Source organism: Kitasatospora sp. NPDC087861 (genome assembly GCF_044742585.1).
In the GTDB taxonomy this organism is placed as follows: Bacteria; Actinomycetota; Actinomycetes; order Streptomycetales; family Streptomycetaceae; genus Kitasatospora.
Map to the genome: position 1 here is coordinate 32693 of NZ_JBIUUS010000028.1, position 18595 is coordinate 51287.

Consider the following 18595-nt stretch of genomic DNA (forward strand, 5'->3'; position numbering starts at 1 on the left):
GCTCCGCTGCTACTCCCTCGTCGGCACCGCCCAGACTCGGCCCGGACGCCGCTCCTTCATCCACCCACCATGTGCCGGTCGGTCTGAGCCGGCTCAGTGCTTGGCGAGTTCCGGTTGGTCGGCGGCCGCCTCGCCGGGGGCGCCGTGGGTGTCCTGGCCGAAGTAGGCGACCCCGACCGCGGACACCACCGCGAGCAGGAAGCCGACCACGCCGAGCCAGCCCAGGCCGGACTTGGAGGAGTCGCCGAGCCAGAGCACGCCGATCGCGCCGGGCAGCACCGTCTCGCCGACCACCAGCGCGGCCGTCGCGCCGTTCACCGAGCCGATCTGCAGCGCCACCGTGTGCACGTACATGCCGCCGAGGCCGCCGACCAGGATCGCGTACAGGGCCGGGTCGGAGAGCAGCTTGGCGAGGTCGAACGGGTCGATGCCGTTCAGGATGCGCACGCCGACGCCCAGCGCGCCGAAGCCGAGGCCGGAGAGCAGACCGGCGACGATCGCGCCCTTGGAACCCATCCGCCGCACCAGCAGGCTGCCGCCGACCAGCAGCACGGTGGTGACCACCAGCAGCCACCAGTGGAAGGCCATCTCGGCGTGGTGGCCGCCCTCGGGCCCGGCCGAGACGGCCAGCAGCACCAGCGCCGAGCAGAGCACGCCGATCGAGGCCCACTCCAACTGCTTGAGCCGGATGCCGAGCAGCTTGATGCTCAGCACCGCGGTGATCACCAGGTTGGCGCTGATGATGGTCTGGGAGAGGAACAGCGGCAGCAGTCGCGCGGCCAGCGCGCCCAGCCCGAAACCGATCAGGTCGAGCACCGTACCGAGGATGAACTCCCAGGTGACGGCGGCCTTCGCGGTCGAGGACAGGCTCGGCCCGCCGTGCTCGGTGGTGCCGGTGGTGGCGCCCTTGGCGGCCTCCTCACGTGCGGAGCGGCGGGATCCGACGGCCTGGAGGACTGAGCCGGTGCCGTAGCAGGCGGATGCCGCTACGGCGGTGACGAGGCCGATGATCACCGGGTGCTCCGATCGGGAGGTAGGTCAGGAACGGGCTTGGTCAAGAAAAGGCAATGGGACCAGTGGTCCGGGACCACTATGCCCGCCCGCGCGATACGGTCGGGACGCCGCCCGGAACGCCCTGGGCCCGCCGGGACGTACGACCGGGCGCCTGCCGCAGTTCCCGCACGCCGCCCGCATCGGGGACGACTGGGGGAAACATCATCCCGGAGGAGGGGCGAAGCCCCGGCGGACGGCGGGGAATCCTGTCATTACCAGTATGCGAAGGGTATGCCGTGCTCCGACGCCAGTCGCGGTAGCGTCGTGGGCATGAGAACCCTTGCACGACGTTCCCGGGGCGCCGGGCCGCTTGCCCTGGTGGCGACGCTGCTCGGGCTGCTGCTCCTGCTGGCGCCGGCGGCCTCGGCCGCCGGCGGGCTGGACGACGCGGCCTCCACCCTGAAGCAGGGCCGGGTCTACGTCGACCCGGCGATGACGAGTCGATTCAGCCAGAGCCAGGCCGACGCCCTGACCGAGAAGATCAACAAGGCCGACAAGCCGATCTTCGTCGCGATCGTCCCGGCCGACTCCGCCTACGGCGCCCAGACCGTCTTCAACGACCTGCGCACCAAGGTCGGCATCGACGGTGCCTACGCGATCTGGCGCGGCGACCAGTTCGCGGCCAAGGCCGACCGCGGCGCGATGTCGCAGGGCAGCGCCGAGCGCATCGCCGGCGCCGCCTTCCGCTCCCACAACGGCGACATCGCCGCCACCGTGAACGACTTCGTCGACAGCGCCGCCCCGCAGACCAAGGGCACCGGGGTGAACCACACCACCTCGATCGCCTGGGTGGTCATCCCGGTCGTGCTGATCGCGCTGGCCGGTGCCGGCGTCTTCCTCCTCTTCCGCCGCGCCAAGAAGCGTAAGGAGGAGCAGGCCCGGGCCGAGCTGGAGCAGCTGCGCCGCGTGGTCGACGAGGACATCACCGCCTTCGGCGAGGAGCTGGACCGGCTCGACTTCAACCCGGCGGCGGCCGACGCCGACGACACCCAGCGCACCGACTACACCCACGCCCTGGACTCCTACGAGAAGGCCAAGCGGCTGATGGACGAGGCCAAGCGGCCGGACGACGTCAAGCCGGTCACCGAGGCGCTGGAGGACGGCCGGTTCGCGCTGGCCACCCTGGCGGCCCGGCGGGAGAAGCGCCCGGTGCCCGAGCGCCGTCCCCCGTGCTTCTTCGACCCGCGCCACGGCCCGTCCGTCAAGGACGCCGACTGGGCCCCGGCCGGCGGCGCCGCCCGTACCGTCCCGGTCTGCCAGTCCGACGCGGACCGGCTGGCCACCGGCCTCGACCCGGCCATCCGCACCGTCGAGACCGAGCACGGCCCGCAGCCGTACTGGAACGCCGGACCGGCCTACGCCCCCTGGGCGGGCGGCTACTTCGGCGGGTTCGGCGGCGGCGGCCTGCTGCCGGGCCTGCTGGTCGGCACCATGCTCGGCTCGATGATCAGCAGCCCGGCCTACGCCGCGGCGCCGATGATGGACCACGGCTACCAGGACCAGTACGAGGGCGGCGACTTCACCGGCGCCGACTTCAACTCCTCCGACTTCAGCGGCGGCTTCAGCGACGGTGGCGGCTTCGGTGGCGGCGACTTCGGCGGTGGCGGGGACTTCGGCGGCGGCGGCGGCGACTGGTGACCCGCTGACCCGATCGCCCGCCTCCGCGGCCCCGCCGGTTCGTCCGGCGGGGCCGCGTCGCGTTCGCGGGCCGGTCGTTGTGCGCGGGCGCATCGGGTTTGAGAAGGCAACCCGGTGTGGCAGGCTGGCGCTGTGACCCCCGACACCGAGTCCGTCCGCGCTCCGGGCACCGTCCCCGGCCGACCGTGCTCGATGGCGGCCGCGTTGCAGGTGGTCGGCGAGAAGTGGGCGCTGCTGGCCGTCCGCGAGCTGTTCTACGGCAACCACCGCTTCGACCGGATCGCCCGCAACACCGGCGCGCCCCGGGACCGGCTGACCGCGCGGCTGCGGGCGCTGGAGGAGGCGGGGGTGGTCGAGCGGCGCCCGTACAGCGAGCGGCCGCCCCGCTACGAGTACCACCTCACCGAGGCCGGGCGGGACCTCGCGCCGCTCGCCCACGCGCTGCGCACCTGGGGTGACCGCTGGGTGCTGCCGGAGTCGCCGGTGACCTTCGACCACGCGCCCGAGGGGCACGAGCCGCACCCCTTCGACCCGGCCTGGGTCTGCCGCTGCTGCGGCCGGGAGGCCCGCCGGGGCGAACTGCACGCGCGGGTCCACACCCCGGGCTGGACGGTCGACGGCCCCGTGGAGCTGTGACCGGGCGGTACGGCGGCTAGGGTCGGGGCATGCACGGTCGCGACGCCCACAGTGAGGAACCGGTCCGGGTGACCGCCTGGGTCCGGGGGAAGGTCCAGCAGGTCGGGTTCCGCTGGTGGACCAGGGCGCGGGCGCTGGAGATCGGCCTGACCGGCTACGCGAGCAACCTCGGCGACGGCCGGGTGCAGGTGGTCGCCGAGGGCCTGGCCGCCGACTGCGAACAGCTGCTGGAGCTGCTGCGCGGCCCGGACACGCCAGGCGGCGTCAGTGGCGTCACCGAGATCTGGACGGCCGTCGGCCCCGGCTACGAGGGCTTCGAGATCCGCTGAGCCCGGCCCGTACCCGGCGCGGGCCGGAACTGCTCCGCAACTGCCGGTGTCATGCGGTTGCCATCCGGGCAGACTCGTGGTTGACTCCGCATCGAACGATGATCCACGAGCACGTGGCCGGACCCGGCCCGAGACCCCCAGGCGTGACGACACCGCCAGGCAGGTGACAGGGGCGCGGTAGCGTGCGGTGATCGTGTTGACCCGTACCGTCTTTGGTGAGACGCTGGAAACCCGCGCACACGACCGCGTTTTCCCGGTAGGTGCATGCCCTCGTGAGCCCAGCTCACGGTGGTTGTGCCGTCAGTGCCCAGCCAGCACTGCCGGTGACGCGCCGCGCGTGCGTGCCCCTTCCCCCTAGACCTGTACCGTTCCGGTTCGGTCACTCAGCGTGGAGGACCATTCATCATGGCAAAGGCGCTTCTCGGGTACGTCGGCGGCCCCGACCCGCGAATGCTCTCCGAGATGCGACGGCTTCAGCAGCGCGTCCAGGACCTTGAATCCGAGCTCCTTCGGATGCAGGCTGAGAACGACGCGCTCACCGCTGTCGCTGACGAGCACTCGCTGCTCAACAGCATCGATCTGGATCAGCGGGAGCCGGCTCTCACCTGAGTCCCGCCCGGTCCTCGCAGATCGACGCCGCTGTGCACTGAGCCGCCCCGAAAGGGACGCAGCTTTGCAAGGGACGCCCGGTTGTGGCGTCCCTTCGTCGTGTCCGGGTCGTGTCCGGGACGCGCGGCCCGCCGGGGATACAGTCGCCGTTGAGCCCTGGGCCCCTGGCGAGCGATGAGGAGACCGGCCGCGTGCACCTGAAGAGTCTGACGCTGCGCGGGTTCAAGTCCTTCGCCTCCAGCACCACCCTGCGTTTCGAGCCCGGCATCACCTGCGTGGTCGGCCCGAACGGCTCCGGCAAGTCGAACGTCGTCGACGCGCTGTCCTGGGTGATGGGGGAGCAGGGCGCCAAGTCGCTGCGCGGCGGAAAGATGGAGGACGTCATCTTCGCCGGGACCAGCGGGCGCCCCCCGCTCGGCCGCGCGGAGGTCAGCCTCACCATCGACAACGCCGACGGCGCCCTGCCGATCGACTACGCCGAGGTGACCATCACCCGGACCATGTTCCGCAACGGCGGCAGCGATTACGCGCTCAACGGCGAGACCTGCCGCCTGCTGGACATTCAGGAACTCCTCTCCGACTCCGGCATCGGCCGCGAGATGCACGTCATCGTCGGCCAGGGCCAGCTGGATTCCGTCCTGCATGCCGACCCGATGGGCCGCCGCGCCTTCATCGAGGAGGCGGCCGGCGTCCTCAAGCACCGCAAGCGCAAGGAGAAGGCGCTGCGGAAACTGGACGCGATGCAGGCCAACCTCAACCGCGTCCAGGACCTGGTGGCCGAACTGCGCCGCCAACTCGGACCGCTCGGCCGGCAGGCCAGGATCGCCCGCCGCGCCGCCGGCATCCAGGCCGCGCTGCGCGACGCCAGGCTGCGGCTGCTCGCCGACGACCTGCTCGCCCTCCGCCGGGCCGTCGAGGCCGAGATCGCCGACGAACTGGCACTGCGGCTGCGCCGGACCACCGTCGAACAGGAGCTGGCCCACGCGGTGCAGCGCGAGGCGGTGCTGGAGGCGCAGGTCCAGCAGCTCGGCCCCAGCCTGGAGGCCGCCCGGCAGACCTGGTACCGGCTCTCCGCACTCGCCGAGCGCAGCCGCGGCACCATCGGGCTGGCCGAGGCCCGTGCCCGACACGCCGCCGCCGGGGGACAGGCCGAGGAGCGGCGCGGCCGTGACCCCGAGGAACTGGAGGAGGAGGCCGCGCGGGTCCGGGAGGAGGAGGCCGCGCTCACCGAGGCGCTGGAGGAGGCCCAGTACGCGCTGGCCGAGGCGGTCGAACGCAAGGGCGGGCTGGAGCGTGAGCTGGCCGCCGAGGAACGCCGCCTCCGGGACGCCGCCCGGGCCATCGCGGACCGCCGGGAGGGCCTGGCCCGGTTGCAGGGGCAGGCGGCCGCCGCCCGCTCCAGGGCGGCCTCCGCTGAGGCCGAGACCGGCCGGCTCGCCGAGGCCAGGGACGACGCGCTGCTCCGGGCCGGGGCCGCGCAGGACGAGTACGACGAACTCCAGCGGCAGGTCGACGGCCTGGCCGGGGACGACGGGCAGGCCGAGGCCGCGCACCAGGAGGCCCGGGAGCGGCTCGCCGCCGTCGAACGCGACCTCGCCGTCGCCCGGGAGGTGGCCGGCGCCGCCGAGCGCGAGCGGGCCGGGCTCACCGCGCGGCACGAGGCGCTGTCCCTCGGGCTGCGCCGCAAGGACGGCACCGGAGCCCTGCTCGCCGCGGGGGAGCGGCTGAGCGGGCTGCTCGGTCCGGCGGCCGCCCTGCTGCGGATCGTCCCCGGGTACGAGGCGCCGGTGGCGGCGGCGCTCGGTGCGGCGGCCGACGCGGTGGCCGTCGACTCGCCCGGCACCGCCGCCGAGGCGCTGCGGCTGCTGCGCGCCCAGGACGCCGGCCGGGCCGCGCTGCTGATCGCGGGTGCGGGTGAACCGGCCGCCGACGCGGGGGAGCTGCCCGCCGGTGCCCGCTGGGCCACCGAACTCCTCGACGGGCCGCCGGGGTTGGCCGATGCCGCACGGGGCCTGCTGGCTCGGGTGGCGGTCGTCGGCACCCTCGACGAGGCACTGCGGCTGATCGCGGACCGCCCCGGGCTGACCGCCGTCACCGCCGACGGGGACCGGCTCGGCGCCGGCTTCGCGCACGGCGGCTCCGACGGCGCACCGAGCCTGCTGGAGACCCAGGCGGCGGTCGACGAGACCGCCCGGGCGATCGGTGAACTCACCGCCCGCTGCGCCGAGTCGGCCGAGTGCCTGGCCGAACTCGCCGAGCGGCGGCGGGAGTCGGCCGACGCGGTGGATCAACTCGCCGACCGGCGGCGGCAGGCGGAGCGGGAACGGGCCCAGGTGGCGGGCGCGCTCGGCCGCCTCGGCGGGCAGGCCAGGGCCGCCGCCGGCGAGGCCGAACGGCTGTCCGCCGCCACCGCGCGGGCCGACCAAGGCCTGGTCGAACTGCGCACCGCCGCCGAGGAGTTGGCCGAGCGGCTGGCCGCGGTCGAGGAGTCGGCGGATGCCGGGGAGGACGAGCCGGACACCGCCGAGCAGCAGCGGCTGGCCGAGGCCGCCACCGGCTCCCGGCAGGCCGAGCTGGAGGCCAGGCTCGCGGTGCGCACCCACGAGGAGCGGGTCCGCGCGCTCGCCGGACGGGCGGACCAGCTGGACCGGGCGGCCCGCGCCGAGCGCGAGGCGCGCGCCCGGGCCGCCGAGCGCCGTCGCCGCGCCGCGCACGACGCCCGGGTCGCGAACGCCGTCGCGGCGGGCGCCCGGCAGCTGCTGGCCTGCCTGGAGGTGTCGCTGGCCCGCGCGGACTCCGGGCGGGCGGCGGTCGAGCAGGCGCGCGCCGAGCGCGAGACCGAACTGCGGGCGCACCGCGAGCAGGGCCGCGGCCTCAAGGAGGAACTGGACAAGCTGGTCGACGCCGGCCACCGGGACGAGGTGCTGCGGGCCGAGAAGCGGCTGCGGATCGAGCAGTTGGAGGCCCGCGCGCTGGAGGAGTTCGGCATCGACGGCGGTGAACTGCTCGCCTCGTACGGGCCGGACCAGCTCGTCCCGCCGTCCCCCGAGGAGCCGGCCGCCGACGGCGCCGCAGCGGAGGGGCGGCAGTCCGGTGAGCCGCGCCCGTACGACCGGGCCGAGCAGGAGAAGCGCCTCAGGGCGGCGGAGCGGGCGTACCAGCAGCTGGGCAAGGTCAACCCGCTGGCGCTGGAGGAGTTCGCGGCGCTGGAGGAGCGCCACCGGTTCCTCGGCGAGCAGCTGGACGACCTCAAGCGCAGCCGGCGCGACCTGCTGGACATCGTCCGGGAGGTGGACGAGCGGGTCGAGCAGCTGTTCACCGCGGCATACCACGACACCGCCGCCCAGTTCGAGGGCGTCTTCGCCCGGCTGTTCCCGGGCGGGGAGGGGCGGCTGGTGCTGACCGACCCGGCCAACATGCTCACCACCGGCGTCGAGGTGGAGGCCCGTCCGCCGGGCAAGAAGGTCAAGCGGCTGTCGCTGCTGTCCGGTGGCGAGCGCTCGCTGACCGCGGTGGCGCTGCTGGTGTCGATCTTCAAGGCCAGACCCAGCCCGTTCTACGTGATGGACGAGGTGGAGGCGGCGCTCGACGAGACCAACCTGCGCCGACTGGTCGGGATCATGGAGGAGCTGCGGGAGAGCTCCCAGCTGATCGTGATCACCCACCAGAAGCTGACCATGGAGTCCGCGGACGCCCTCTACGGCGTGACCATGAAGGGGGACGGCATCTCGCAGGTGATCAGCCAGCGGCTGCGCGAGTCGGTACCTCCCGGTCGGCAGGCCGGGGGAGGGCGTCGGGAGCGGTCCGGGGCCGCCCGCAGCGCATCCGTGTAGGGCGGCTGCGGTCCATCCGGGCTCCGGTCACGGATACTGGAGCCGTTATGGAATACGTGATCCTTGCCGTAGTCATCGCCGTGGTCGCCGTCGGCGCGATCGCCGGCCTCGTCGTTTCCGGCAGACGACGCCAGCAACTGCCCCCGAAGTCGCAGGCGCCGGTCATCACGGCGCCGCCGACCACCCCGCAGGAGCCCCAGGTCGGCGAGGAGGCCGCGCCGCCGACCGAGGAGCCCCGCCGCACCGTCGAGGAGGTGCAGCTCCCTGAGGCCGAGGTCGAGGCCCCGGCCGAGGTCGAGGTCTCCGAGGCCGAGGCGGCCCCCGCCGTCGAGGTCCCCGAGCCCACCGCGGGCCGGCTGGTCCGGCTGCGCTCCCGGCTCTCCCGCTCGCAGAACTCGATCGGCAAGGGCCTGCTCTCGCTGCTCTCCCGCGAGCACCTGGACGAGGACACCTGGGAGGAGATCGAGGAGACCCTGCTGATCGCCGACGTCGGCGTGGCCCCCACCCAGGAGCTGGTCGAGCGGCTGCGCACCCGGGTGAAGGTGCTCGGCACCCGGACGCCCGACGAGCTGCGCGCGCTGCTGCGCGAGGAGCTGGTCGAGCTGGTCGGCAAGGACGCCGACCGCACCGTCCGCTCCACCAAGCACGCGGAGGGCCCGGCCGTGGTCCTGGTGGTCGGCGTCAACGGCGTCGGCAAGACCACCACGACCGGCAAGCTCGCCCGCGTCCTGGTCGCCGACGGCCGGACGGTGGTGCTCGGCGCGGCCGACACCTTCCGTGCCGCCGCCGCCGACCAGCTGCAGACCTGGGGCGAGCGGGTCGGTGCGCGCACCGTGCGCGGCCCGGAGGGCGGCGACCCGGCGTCGATCGCCTTCGACGCGGTCAAGGAGGGCATCGCCGAGGGCGTCGACACCGTGCTGGTGGACACCGCCGGCCGGCTGCACACCAAGACCGGCCTGATGGACGAGCTGGGCAAGGTCAAGCGGGTCGTCGAGAAGCACGGCCCGGTGGACGAGGTGCTGCTGGTGCTGGACGCCACCACCGGCCAGAACGGCCTGATCCAGGCCCGGGTGTTCGCCGAGGTGGTCGACATCACCGGCATCGTGCTGACCAAGCTGGACGGCACCGCCAAGGGCGGCATCGTGGTCGCGGTCCAGCGCGAGCTGGGCGTGCCGGTCAAGCTGATCGGTCTGGGCGAGGGCGCGGACGACCTGGCGCCGTTCGAGCCGGGCGCGTTCGTGGACGCGCTGATCGGGGACTGAGGCCCCTCCCGCCCGTAGGGTCCGCTCCGCGAGGGGCGGGCCCTTTCGCGTACCCGGGCCCTGTTGCCCTACCCGGGTCCCGCTTCCGCACCCGGGCCCCTTCGGGTGTCCGGGGCCGTGGCGGCGGGCGGGTTACGGCGGCGGGCGGGTTACGACGCGAGCCAGGCGGGTTCGGCGGTGCGCTCGCGGCCGCGGTGGCAGGCGTAGGCGAGGGTGCCGAGCAGCAGCCGGGCCTCGGGCGGGCAGCCGGCGTTGTCGCGGGTGGGGCGGCGCAGCCAGCGGACCGGGCCGAGCGCGCCGAGCACGGTGGGCGGGGCGGCCACGTAGCTGCCCTCGCCGTGGCAGGCGAGGTCGAGCGCGGCGTCGTCCCAGCCCATCCGGTAGAGCAGGTCGGGCAGGCGGCGGGCAGCGCCGGCGGCGACCAGGAACTGCAGCCGGCCGGTGGGTGCGGTGAGCACCGGGCCGACCTGGGTGCCCATCCGCTCCAGCCGGACCAGCGCCTGCAGGCCGGCCTGCTCGGGGACGTCCAGGACGTCGAAGGCGCGACCGGTCGGGAACAGGACCGAGCCCTCGGCGTCCGCGGCCCGGGCCCGGCGCTCGCCGCCCGGTACGGGGTGCAGACCGGGCGCGGCGCAGCGGGCGGTGCCGCAGGGACAGCGGGTCGGGGCGGCGGCGGAGGCGGCCGGGCCGCCGGTGGCGACCGTCCAGCCCCAGCGGCCGGTGTACTCCGCGGCGGCCTGGGACGCGGTGACCTTGGTGCGGCGGCGCGCGCCCAGCGGTGTCAACCGCAGGTGCCCCAGTCGAAGTTCGCCGAACAGGTTGTCCATGCCTCCCCCAACAGGTTCTCGTTGCCGATGGTTACGGGACGGTGACTGTGTGTTGCCGGTCCGTTGCGTGGTGCGTCGTGCGGTGGCGGCGTGCGGCGCTCGGTGTGCGCCTGTTGCGGTGGTGCGCCTCGGGCGCCGCCTTGTGACGGGCGGCACCGATGCCGGATCGTCGGGTACGCGAGGTGGCCGCCGATCAGGTGGGCGGCAAACTCGCTTGTGGCTGCGGCGGGTTGCCGGGACTCGCCGGGTTTCGCCGGAGGACTTGGCGGCCCGCATATGCCGGACCGTCGGACTACCTAGTGAAGCGTGCGGGCCGTTGCTTCGGTTCACTCCTGGGGGTGGCGAAGGGTGGCGTTTCGCCAGGGCCGCTCCCGCGGGTGCCGCGCGGGGCATTACGTTCAGCACACGGACGTCGTCATGGAGTCGACTCCAGCCCCTCGGGGCACGGGAGTTGGGAATCTGACGCGCCGTCCGTAACGATGGCACACCAGTGCGACAGTACGGTACGGCAACACCTCAGGCACGGCACGTCTGGCAAGGGCCCGCAACCGTCGGGCGTCACGATCGGGGCCCCGCAGGGGCCGGGCGGGATGGGGACGTTCCCATGGCAGAGAAGCAACCCAACGAGAAGCTGACCACGTGGTTCGTCCGCAGTGGCTGGTCCAAGGGCGAGCTGGCCCGTCAGGTCAACCGCCGGGCCCGCCAGATCGGCGCCCACCACGTGTCCACCGACACCTCGCGGGTGCGTCGCTGGCTCGACGGCGAGCAGCCCCGTGAACCGATTCCCAAGATCATGTCGGAGCTCTTCTCCGAGCGCTTCGGCTCGGTGGTCTCGATCGAGGACCTCGGCCTGCGCGCCGCGATCCCGGTCTCCACCGTGGGCGGCGGCGTCGACCTGCCGTGGAGCGCGCCGCAGACCGTCCAGCTGATCAGCGACTACTCCCGCAGTGACCTGATGCTCAACCGTCGGGGCTTCCTCGGTACCTCGCTCGCGCTGACCGCCGGCGCCGCGCTGATCGAGCCGATGCAGCGCTGGCTCACCCCCGGCCCGGGTGGCACGCCCACCCCGATCCTCGCCGCGGCCAACGGCGGCGACCCGTTCACCGGCCGGCTGTCCGAACCCGAGCTCGAACTGCTGGAGCAGACCACGGTCATGTTCCGCCAGTGGGACGCGCAGAACGGCGGCGGGCTGCGCCGCAAGGCCGTCGTCGGCCAGCTCCACGAGGTCACCGACCTGCTCCAGGAGACGTACAACGAGCACACCACCCGGCGGCTGTTCCGGCTCACCGCCGAACTCGCCCACCTGGCCGGATGGATGTCGTACGACGTCGGGATGCACCCGAGCGCGCAGAAGTACTACGTGCTGGCCCTGCACGCGGCCAAGGAGGCGGGCGACCGCCCGTTCGGCGCACTGATCCTCACCGACATGAGCCGCCAGATGATCCACCTCAACCGGGGCGAGGACGCCCTGGAGCTGATCCACCTCGCGCAGTACGGCAGCCGCGACACCGCCACCGCGCGCCAGCAGTCCCTGCTGTACGCGATGGAGGCGCGCGCCTACGCCACCATCGGCGAGGTGAACCGCTGCGCCCGGGCCGTGCGGCTGTCCGAGGACACCTTCACCGACATCCGCGAGGGGGACGAGGAGCCGGACTGGCTGAAGTTCTTCTCGCCGGCCGAGCTGAACGCCGAGAACGCGCACTCCTTCCGGGACCTCGCCTACCACTCCGACAACGGCGAGCTGTACGCCTCGATGTCCGCGCCGGTGATGGAGCGCGCGGTGGACCTGTTCCGCCAGGACGGCGACCACGTGCGCTCGTACGCCTTCAACCTGATCGGCATGGCCAGCGTCCATCTGCTGCAGAAGGAGGCCGAGCAGGCCGCGGTGATGGCCGAGCAGGCGGTGGACATCGCCACCAAGGTGCGCTCGGAGCGGCTGAACTCCCGGGTCCGCAAGACCACGGAGGCCGCGGCCGCCCGGTTCAAGGGCGTGGACGCGGTCAGCCGGCTCAAGGAGCGCGTGGTTCAGGACATTCCGGAGTACGTCTCGGTGGTCTGAGGACCCCGATCCGGCGGTCCGCCGACCCGCCCCGAGGACCCCGCCGACCGTGACGGCCGCCGCCGCCACGGTCGGCGGTCCGTGCGCCACCGGCGGTGCCGTGCGGCGGCACGGTAACCCGTTCGGCCCTGCGGCAGGGCCGTGGTTCACGTGGCCGTAACCCGCGCGTCGCACGCGTCACGGCCGCGAAACAACCGGCCGCACTGGCCGAAACCAGCCTTCGACACTCTCCTCTTCATCGCCGACACCCCGGGTGGCACGGGACAGGTAACCCGGGTGTGGATCGGCTTTCACGCAGAGGAGACGCCGATGCCGGACGGCTTCAGCGCGGGCGACACCGCTTTCGTGCTCATCAGTGCGGCCCTGGTCATGGTGATGACCCCGGGCCTGGCCTTCTTCTACGGGGGCATGGTCAGGGCCAAGAGCACGCTGAACATGCTGGCGATGAGCTTCCTCTCGCTCGGCATCGTCAGCGTGCTCTGGGTCCTCTACGGGTACTCGCTCAGCTTCGGGCCCGACTCCTTCGCCGGCCTGATCGGCAACCTGGACTTCCTCGGGATGCGCGGCATCGGCCTGAACGACCTCACCGGGACCATCCCGGTCACCGCGTTCGCCACCTTCCAGCTGATGTTCGCGATCATCACTCCCGCGCTGATCAGCGGTGCCGTCGCGGACCGGGCCAAGTTCTCCGCCTGGGGCCTGTTCATCGCGCTCTGGGTGAGCGTCGTGTACTTCCCGGTCGCGCACTGGGTGTTCTTCTTCGACGGTGGCAACGGCGGCTGGCTGGGCGACCGCAACGGCGTGATCGACTTCGCCGGCGGCACCGCCGTGCACATCAACGCGGGCGTCGCGGGCCTCGCGCTCTGCCTGGTGCTGGGCAAGCGGGTCGGCTTCAAGAAGGACCCGATGCGCCCGCACAGCCTGCCGCTGGTGATGCTCGGCTCCGGGCTGCTGTGGTTCGGCTGGTTCGGCTTCAACGCGGGCTCGGCGCTGGCCGCCAACGGCGTCGCCGCGATGGCGATGGTCAACACCCAGGTCGCCACCGGCGCGGCGCTGGTCGGCTGGCTGGTCTACGAGAAGCTCAGGCACGGCGCGTTCACCACGCTGGGCGCCGCCTCCGGAGCGGTGGCCGGTCTGGTCGCCATCACCCCGGCCTGCGGCTCGGTCAGCCCGTTGGGCGCGGTGGCGATCGGCCTGATCGCCGGCGCGGTCTGCTCCGCCGCGGTCAGCCTCAAGTACCGCCTCGGCTTCGACGACTCGCTCGACGTGGTGGGCGTGCACGCGGTGGGTGGCGCGATCGGCTCGCTGCTGATCGGCCTGTTCGCCACCGGCGGGGTCGGCCAGACCGCCAAGGGCCTGTTCTACGGCGGCGGGCCGGCGCAGCTCGGCAAGCAGGCGATGGGCGTGGCCGTGGTCGCGGCGTACTCCTTCGCCGTCTCCTGGCTGCTGGCGAAGGCGATCGATCGGACGGTCGGCTTCCGGGTCACCGAGGAGGTCGAGGTGGCCGGTATCGACCAGGCCGAACACGCCGAGTCCGCCTACGATTTCAGCGCGGTGGGTGCGGGTCTGGCCCGGGCCCTGCCGGTCCTGGGCGGCGCCGCCGCGACCGCTCCGTCGGTGACGAAGGCCGCGGACGGGCCCGCTGGGAAGGCCAGCGACAAGGCCAGCGACAAGGCCGGGGCGAAGCCCGCCGAGAAGACCGCCACCACGCCCGCCGAGAAGACCGAGGTCGACGCCCGATGAAGCTCATCACCGCCGTGATCAAGCCGTACCGCCTGGACGAGGTGAAGGCCGCCCTGCAGGCCTTCGGGGTGCACGGCCTGACCGTCACCGAGGCCAGCGGCTACGGCCGCCAGCGCGGCCACACCGAGGTCTACCGGGGCGCCGAGTACACCGTGGACCTGGTCCCCAAGGTCAGGATCGAGGTGCTGGTCGAGGACGAGGACGCCGACGCCCTGATCGAGGTCCTGGTGAAGGCCGCCCGGACCGGCAAGATCGGCGACGGCAAGGTGTGGAGCATCCCGGTCGACACCGCCGTCCGGGTCCGCACCGGCGAGCGCGGCCCGGACGCCCTCTGAGGGCGTCCGGCACCGCCCCCCCGCACGCCACAGGCGGGCCCGCGATCCCCGGTGGGGGGTCGCCGGCCCGCCGACGGCGTATCGGCGTCAGGCCGCCCGCAGGTCGATCGGCGCCGCCCGCTCAACCGCACGACGGACGGGACCACGCATGACCACCGACACCAGTCCTTCCGACTACGGCGCCGCCCGGGCCGCGCTGCTCGCCGAGCCCGGCCCGGCCGGACGCCCCCGCCGCACCGCGCTCGCCCGGCTCACCGACGACTGGCTGGCGGGCCTGCTCGCGGCCTCCGGCGACCCGCCCGGCGTCGCGCTGGTCGCGGTCGGCGGCTACGGGCGCGGCGAACTGTCCCCGCGCAGCGACCTCGACGTCCTGCTGCTGCACGACGGCCGCCTCGCCCGTGACCTGCCCGAGCGGATCTGGTACCCGATCTGGGACACGGGCATCGCGCTCGACCACTCGGTGCGCACCGTCGCCGAGGCCCGGGCCGTCGCCGCCGCCGACCTCAAGGCCCAGCTCGGCCTGCTGGACGTCCGTCACCTCGCCGGGGACCGGGCGCTCGCCGCGACCCTGCGCTCCGCCGTGCTCACCGACTGGCGCGCCGGCGCCCCCGCGCGTCTGCCGGAGCTGCGCGAACTCGGCCGGGAGCGGGCCGAGCGGCACGGCGAGCTGTCCTTCCTGCTGGAGCCCGACCTCAAGGAGGCCCGCGGCGGCCTGCGCGACGTCGTCGCGCTCGACGCCGTCGCCGCCACCTGGCTCGCCGACGCCCCGCGGGACGGCCTGGCCGCCGCCGCGCTGCGGCTCGCCGACGTCCGGGACGCGCTGCACCTGGTCACCGGCCGGGCCACCGAGCGGCTCAGCCTCCAGGACCAGGACCAGGTCGCCGACCGGCTCGGCGTGCTGGACGCCGACACCCTGCTGCGCCAGGTCTACGAGGCCGCCCGCACCATCGCCTACGCGAGCGACGTCACCTGGCGGGCGGTGGACCGGGTGCTCGCCGCCCGGGCCGGCCGGGGCCGCCGGAGCCCCCGGCTGGCCTTCCCGTTCACCGGCGCCGGGCGCGGCGCGGGCGCGGTGGCCCGGGGCGCGGTCCAGCGCCGCCCGCTCGCCGAGGGCGTGGTCGAGCAGGACGGCGAGGCGGTGCTCGCGCAGGGCGCCCGCCCGGCCGCCGACCCGGTGCTGCCACTGCGCGCCGCGGCCGCCGCCGCGCAGAACGGGCTGGCCGTCTCGTACGCGACGGTGCGCCGGCTGGCCGCCGAGTGCCGCCCGCTGCCGGTGCCCTGGCCGGACGAGGCGCGCGAACAGCTGGTCACCCTGCTGGGCGCGGGCGAGGCGGCCGTCCCGGTGTGGGAGGCGCTGGAGGCGGAGGGCCTGGTCACCCGGCTGCTGCCGGACTGGGAGCGGGTGCGCTGCCGTCCGCAGCGCAACGCCGTGCACCGTTGGACGGTGGACCGCCACCTGGTGGAGACGGCGGTGCGGGCCGCGGCGATGACCCGCCGGGTGGCCCGGCCGGACCTCCTGCTGGTCGCCGCGCTGCTGCACGACATCGGCAAGGGCTGGCCCGGCGACCACAGCGAGGCCGGCGAGGTGATCGTCCGCGACGTCGCCGCCCGGATGGGCTTCGGCCCCGAGGACACCGAGACCCTGGCGGTGCTGGTGCGCCACCACCTGACGCTGGTCGACACCGCGACCCGGCGGGACCCGGACGACCCGGCCACCGTCGAGGCGATCACCAAGGCGGTCGGCACCGCGACCCAGCTGGAGCTGCTGCACGCGCTCACCGAGGCGGACGCGCTGGCCACCGGCCCGGCCGCGTGGAGCGCCTGGCGGGCCTCGCTGGTGGACGGCCTGGCGGCCCGGGTCGCCGCCCGGCTGGCCGGCGTCGGCACCGGGCCCGCGGAGGCCGCGCCGACCGCCGAGCAGGAGCGGCTCGCGGTGGAGGCCGCCCGGACCGGCGGGCCCGCGCTGTCGCTGCTGGCGCAGTCCGACGGGGCGGAACCGGGCGCCGAACCGATGGGCGTCGAGCTGACCCTGGCCGTCCCGGACCGGCCCGGGCTGCTCGGCACCGTCGCCGGGGTGCTCGCGCTGCACCGGCTGACCGTCCGCTCGGCCGGCCTGCGCGAGCTGGACCCGATCGGCGCCGGCGCGGTGCTGCTGCTGTCCTGGCGGGTGGCCGCCGAGTTCGGCGAGCTGCCGGAGGCCGCCCGGCTTCGGGCCGACCTGCGCCGGGCGCTGGACGGCTCGCTGGACGTCTCGCGCCGGCTGGCCGAACGGGACGCCGCCGCCCCGCGCCGCCGGGGCATCCCCACCCCGCCTCCGCTGGTCGTGGTGGCGCCCGCGGTGGCCTCGGCGACCGCGACCGTCCTGGAGGTCCGCGCGCACGACGCCCCCGGGCTGCTGCACCGGATCGGCCGGGCCCTGGACGGGGCGGGCGTCCGGGTGCGGACCGCGCACGTCTCCACGCTGGGCGCGGAGGCCGTCGACTCCTTCTACCTGACCGACGAGGCGGGCCGACCGCTCGCCGCCCGGCGGGCCGGGGAGGTAGTGGAGGCGGTGCGCGCGGCACTGGTCTGAGGTCGTGGCAACCCAGGTGGAGACTGTACCCGGGGCGGCCGGATACCCTGGGGGGCGACGACCGTACTGATACCGATGCCGCAGAGGACCCGCGACGACGTGTTCGACACCCTTTCCGATCGCCTCGCAGCGACGTTCAAGAACCTCCGGGGCAAGGGCCGCCTGAGCGAGGCGGACATCGACGCCACCGCCCGCGAGATCCGCATCGCGCTGCTGGAGGCGGACGTCGCGCTGCCGGTCGTGCGGGCCTTCATCAAGCAGGTCAAGGAGCGGGCGCTCGGCGTCGAGGTCTCGGGCGCGCTCAACCCGGCGCAGCAGATCATCAAGATCGTCAACGAGGAGCTCATCGCGATCCTCGGTGGCGAGACCCGCCGGGTGCGGTTCGCCAAGAACGGCCCGACGGTGATCATGCTCGCCGGCTTGCAGGGCGCCGGTAAGACCACCCTCGCGGGCAAGCTCGGCTTCTGGCTGAAGAGCCAGAAGCACACCCCGCTGCTGGTCGCCTGCGACCTCCAGCGCCCCAACGCGGTCAACCAGCTCCAGGTGGTCGCCGACCGCGCCGGCGTGGCCTTCTACGGCCCGCAGCCGGGCAACGGCGTCGGCGACCCGGTGCAGGTGGCCAAGGACTCGATCGAGTACGCCAAGCAGAAGCAGTACGACGTCGTCATCGTCGACACCGCCGGACGCCTGGGCATCGACGCCGAGCTGATGCAGCAGGCCGCGGACATCCGCGCCGCGGTCGACCCGGACGAGGTCCTGTTCGTCGTCGACGCGATGATCGGCCAGGACGCGGTCACCACCGCGCAGGCCTTCCTCGACGGCGTCGACTTCACCGGTGTCGTGCTCTCCAAGCTCGACGGCGACGCCCGTGGCGGTGCCGCCCTGTCGGTCGCGCACGTCACCGGTCGGCAGATCATGTTCGCCTCCAACGGCGAGAAGGTCGACGACTTCGACGCCTTCCACCCGGACCGGATGGCCTCGCGCATCCTCGGCATGGGTGACGTCCTCTCGCTGATCGAGAAGGCCGAGCAGACCTTCTCGCAGGAGGAGGCCGAGAAGATCGCGGCCAAGCTGCGCGGCGGCCCGAAGGCGTTCACCCTGGACGACTTCCTGTCGCAGCTGGAGCAGGTCCAGAAGATGGGCTCGATCTCCAAGCTGCTGGGGATGCTGCCCGGGATGGGCCAGATCCGCGAGCAGATCAACAACATCGACGACAAGGACGTCAACCGGGTCGGCGCGATCATCAAGTCGATGACCCCGACCGAGCGCGCCGAGCCGGAGCTGATCAACGGCTCCCGCCGGGCCCGTATCGCCAAGGGCTCGGGCGTCCAGGTCGGCGAGGTGAAGAACCTGGTCGAGCGGTTCTTCGACGCCCGCAAGATGATGTCCGCGATGGCCTCCGGCAAGGGCGTGCCCGGCATGCCGGGGATCCCGGGCATGGGCGGCGGCGCCAAGAAGTCCGCCAAGAAGGCCCCGCAGGCCAAGGGCAAGCGCAAGAGCGGCAACCCGCTGAAGCGCGCGCAGGAGGAGGCCGCGGCCGCCGAGCGCCGCGCGCTCGGCCCGGGCGCCGGCCAGGCCCCGGCCGACGGCGGCGCGTTCGGCCTCGGCGCGGGCAAGGGCCCGGCCGACTTCGAGCTGCCCAAGGAGTTCAAGGACCTGCTGTAGAGCTCGTCCGGTGCTTCAGCGGCCCGCCGTCCGG

13 protein-coding genes are annotated in these 18595 nt (G+C 73.9%); 11 read left to right on the top strand and 2 right to left on the bottom strand.

Translation table 11 applies throughout. The features are described 5' to 3' along the window. Positions 1-93: 93 nt before the first annotated feature. Positions 94-1014: a hypothetical protein gene (locus tag ACIOJE_RS30955; RefSeq protein ID WP_280685316.1), complete on the bottom strand. Its 921-nt coding sequence runs from the start codon at positions 1012-1014 to the stop codon at positions 94-96. A gap of 309 nt (positions 1015-1323) precedes the next feature. Here ACIOJE_RS30955 and ACIOJE_RS30960 point away from each other — a divergent pair, with 309 nt between their 5' ends. The 6 genes from ACIOJE_RS30960 (at position 1324) to ftsY (ending at position 9360) form a co-directional block, all read left to right on the top strand. Continuing rightward, a complete protein-coding gene (locus ACIOJE_RS30960; RefSeq protein WP_400780727.1) occupies positions 1324-2691 on the top strand; it encodes a hypothetical protein in 1368 nt (455 codons plus the stop codon). A gap of 132 nt (positions 2692-2823) precedes the next feature. Then, positions 2824-3327, top strand: a complete 504-nt coding sequence (locus tag ACIOJE_RS30965; RefSeq protein WP_400780730.1) for a winged helix-turn-helix transcriptional regulator — start codon at positions 2824-2826, stop codon at positions 3325-3327. Between the two features lie 29 nt (positions 3328-3356). Continuing rightward, positions 3357-3656: an acylphosphatase gene (locus ACIOJE_RS30970; RefSeq protein WP_280685318.1), complete on the top strand. Its 300-nt coding sequence runs from the start codon at positions 3357-3359 to the stop codon at positions 3654-3656. 405 nt (positions 3657-4061) lie between these two features. Further along, positions 4062-4265, top strand: coding sequence for a hypothetical protein (locus tag ACIOJE_RS30975; protein ID WP_030243474.1), 204 nt, complete (start codon positions 4062-4064; stop codon positions 4263-4265). Positions 4266-4456: 191 nt separating this feature from the next. After that, a complete protein-coding gene (gene smc, locus ACIOJE_RS30980; RefSeq protein ID WP_400780733.1) occupies positions 4457-8098 on the top strand; it encodes a chromosome segregation protein SMC in 3642 nt (1213 codons plus the stop codon). 47 nt (positions 8099-8145) lie between these two features. After that, complete coding sequence (gene ftsY / locus ACIOJE_RS30985; protein ID WP_280685320.1) at positions 8146-9360, top strand: signal recognition particle-docking protein FtsY; 1215 nt, start codon at positions 8146-8148, stop codon at positions 9358-9360. A 149-nt stretch (positions 9361-9509) separates the two neighbouring features. On the opposite strand, the gene ACIOJE_RS30990 is transcribed toward ftsY, so the two are convergent. Then, positions 9510-10187: a bifunctional DNA primase/polymerase gene (locus ACIOJE_RS30990; RefSeq protein ID WP_400780735.1), complete on the bottom strand. Its 678-nt coding sequence runs from the start codon at positions 10185-10187 to the stop codon at positions 9510-9512. 604 nt (positions 10188-10791) lie between these two features. Here ACIOJE_RS30990 and ACIOJE_RS30995 point away from each other — a divergent pair. The 5 genes from ACIOJE_RS30995 (at position 10792) to ffh (ending at position 18561) form a co-directional block, all read left to right on the top strand. Next, positions 10792-12246: a hypothetical protein gene (locus ACIOJE_RS30995; protein ID WP_280685322.1), complete on the top strand. Its 1455-nt coding sequence runs from the start codon at positions 10792-10794 to the stop codon at positions 12244-12246. A 309-nt stretch (positions 12247-12555) separates the two neighbouring features. Next, on the top strand, positions 12556-13989 hold the full coding sequence (locus ACIOJE_RS31000; protein ID WP_400780738.1) for an ammonium transporter: 1434 nt from the start codon (positions 12556-12558) through the stop codon (positions 13987-13989). Continuing rightward, a complete protein-coding gene (locus ACIOJE_RS31005) occupies positions 13986-14324 on the top strand; it encodes a P-II family nitrogen regulator (RefSeq protein WP_280685324.1) in 339 nt (112 codons plus the stop codon). Before ACIOJE_RS31000 ends, ACIOJE_RS31005 begins: the two co-directional genes overlap by 4 nt. Before the next feature lie 148 nt (positions 14325-14472). After that, positions 14473-16896, top strand: coding sequence for a [protein-PII] uridylyltransferase (locus ACIOJE_RS31010; RefSeq protein WP_400780741.1), 2424 nt, complete (start codon positions 14473-14475; stop codon positions 16894-16896). Positions 16897-16995: 99 nt separating this feature from the next. Next, the gene (ffh, locus tag ACIOJE_RS31015) at positions 16996-18561 is read left to right on the top strand and encodes a signal recognition particle protein (RefSeq protein ID WP_280685360.1); all 1566 of its coding nucleotides are present in this window, start codon (positions 16996-16998) and stop codon (positions 18559-18561) included. Positions 18562-18595 lie beyond the last annotated feature (34 nt).

Coding starts and splice junctions, on each gene's coding strand:
- ACIOJE_RS30960 (WP_400780727.1), top strand. CDS start 1,324: ATGAGAACCCTTGCACGACGTTCCCGGGGCGCCGGGCCGCTTGCCCTG.
- ACIOJE_RS30970 (WP_280685318.1), top strand. CDS start 3,357: ATGCACGGTCGCGACGCCCACAGTGAGGAACCGGTCCGGGTGACCGCC.
- ACIOJE_RS30975 (WP_030243474.1), top strand. CDS start 4,062: ATGGCAAAGGCGCTTCTCGGGTACGTCGGCGGCCCCGACCCGCGAATG.
- ftsY (WP_280685320.1), top strand. CDS start 8,146: ATGGAATACGTGATCCTTGCCGTAGTCATCGCCGTGGTCGCCGTCGGC.
- ACIOJE_RS30990 (WP_400780735.1), bottom strand. CDS start 10,187: ATGGACAACCTGTTCGGCGAACTTCGACTGGGGCACCTGCGGTTGACA.
- ACIOJE_RS30995 (WP_280685322.1), top strand. CDS start 10,792: ATGGCAGAGAAGCAACCCAACGAGAAGCTGACCACGTGGTTCGTCCGC.
- ACIOJE_RS31000 (WP_400780738.1), top strand. CDS start 12,556: ATGCCGGACGGCTTCAGCGCGGGCGACACCGCTTTCGTGCTCATCAGT.
- ACIOJE_RS31005 (WP_280685324.1), top strand. CDS start 13,986: ATGAAGCTCATCACCGCCGTGATCAAGCCGTACCGCCTGGACGAGGTG.
- ACIOJE_RS31010 (WP_400780741.1), top strand. CDS start 14,473: ATGACCACCGACACCAGTCCTTCCGACTACGGCGCCGCCCGGGCCGCG.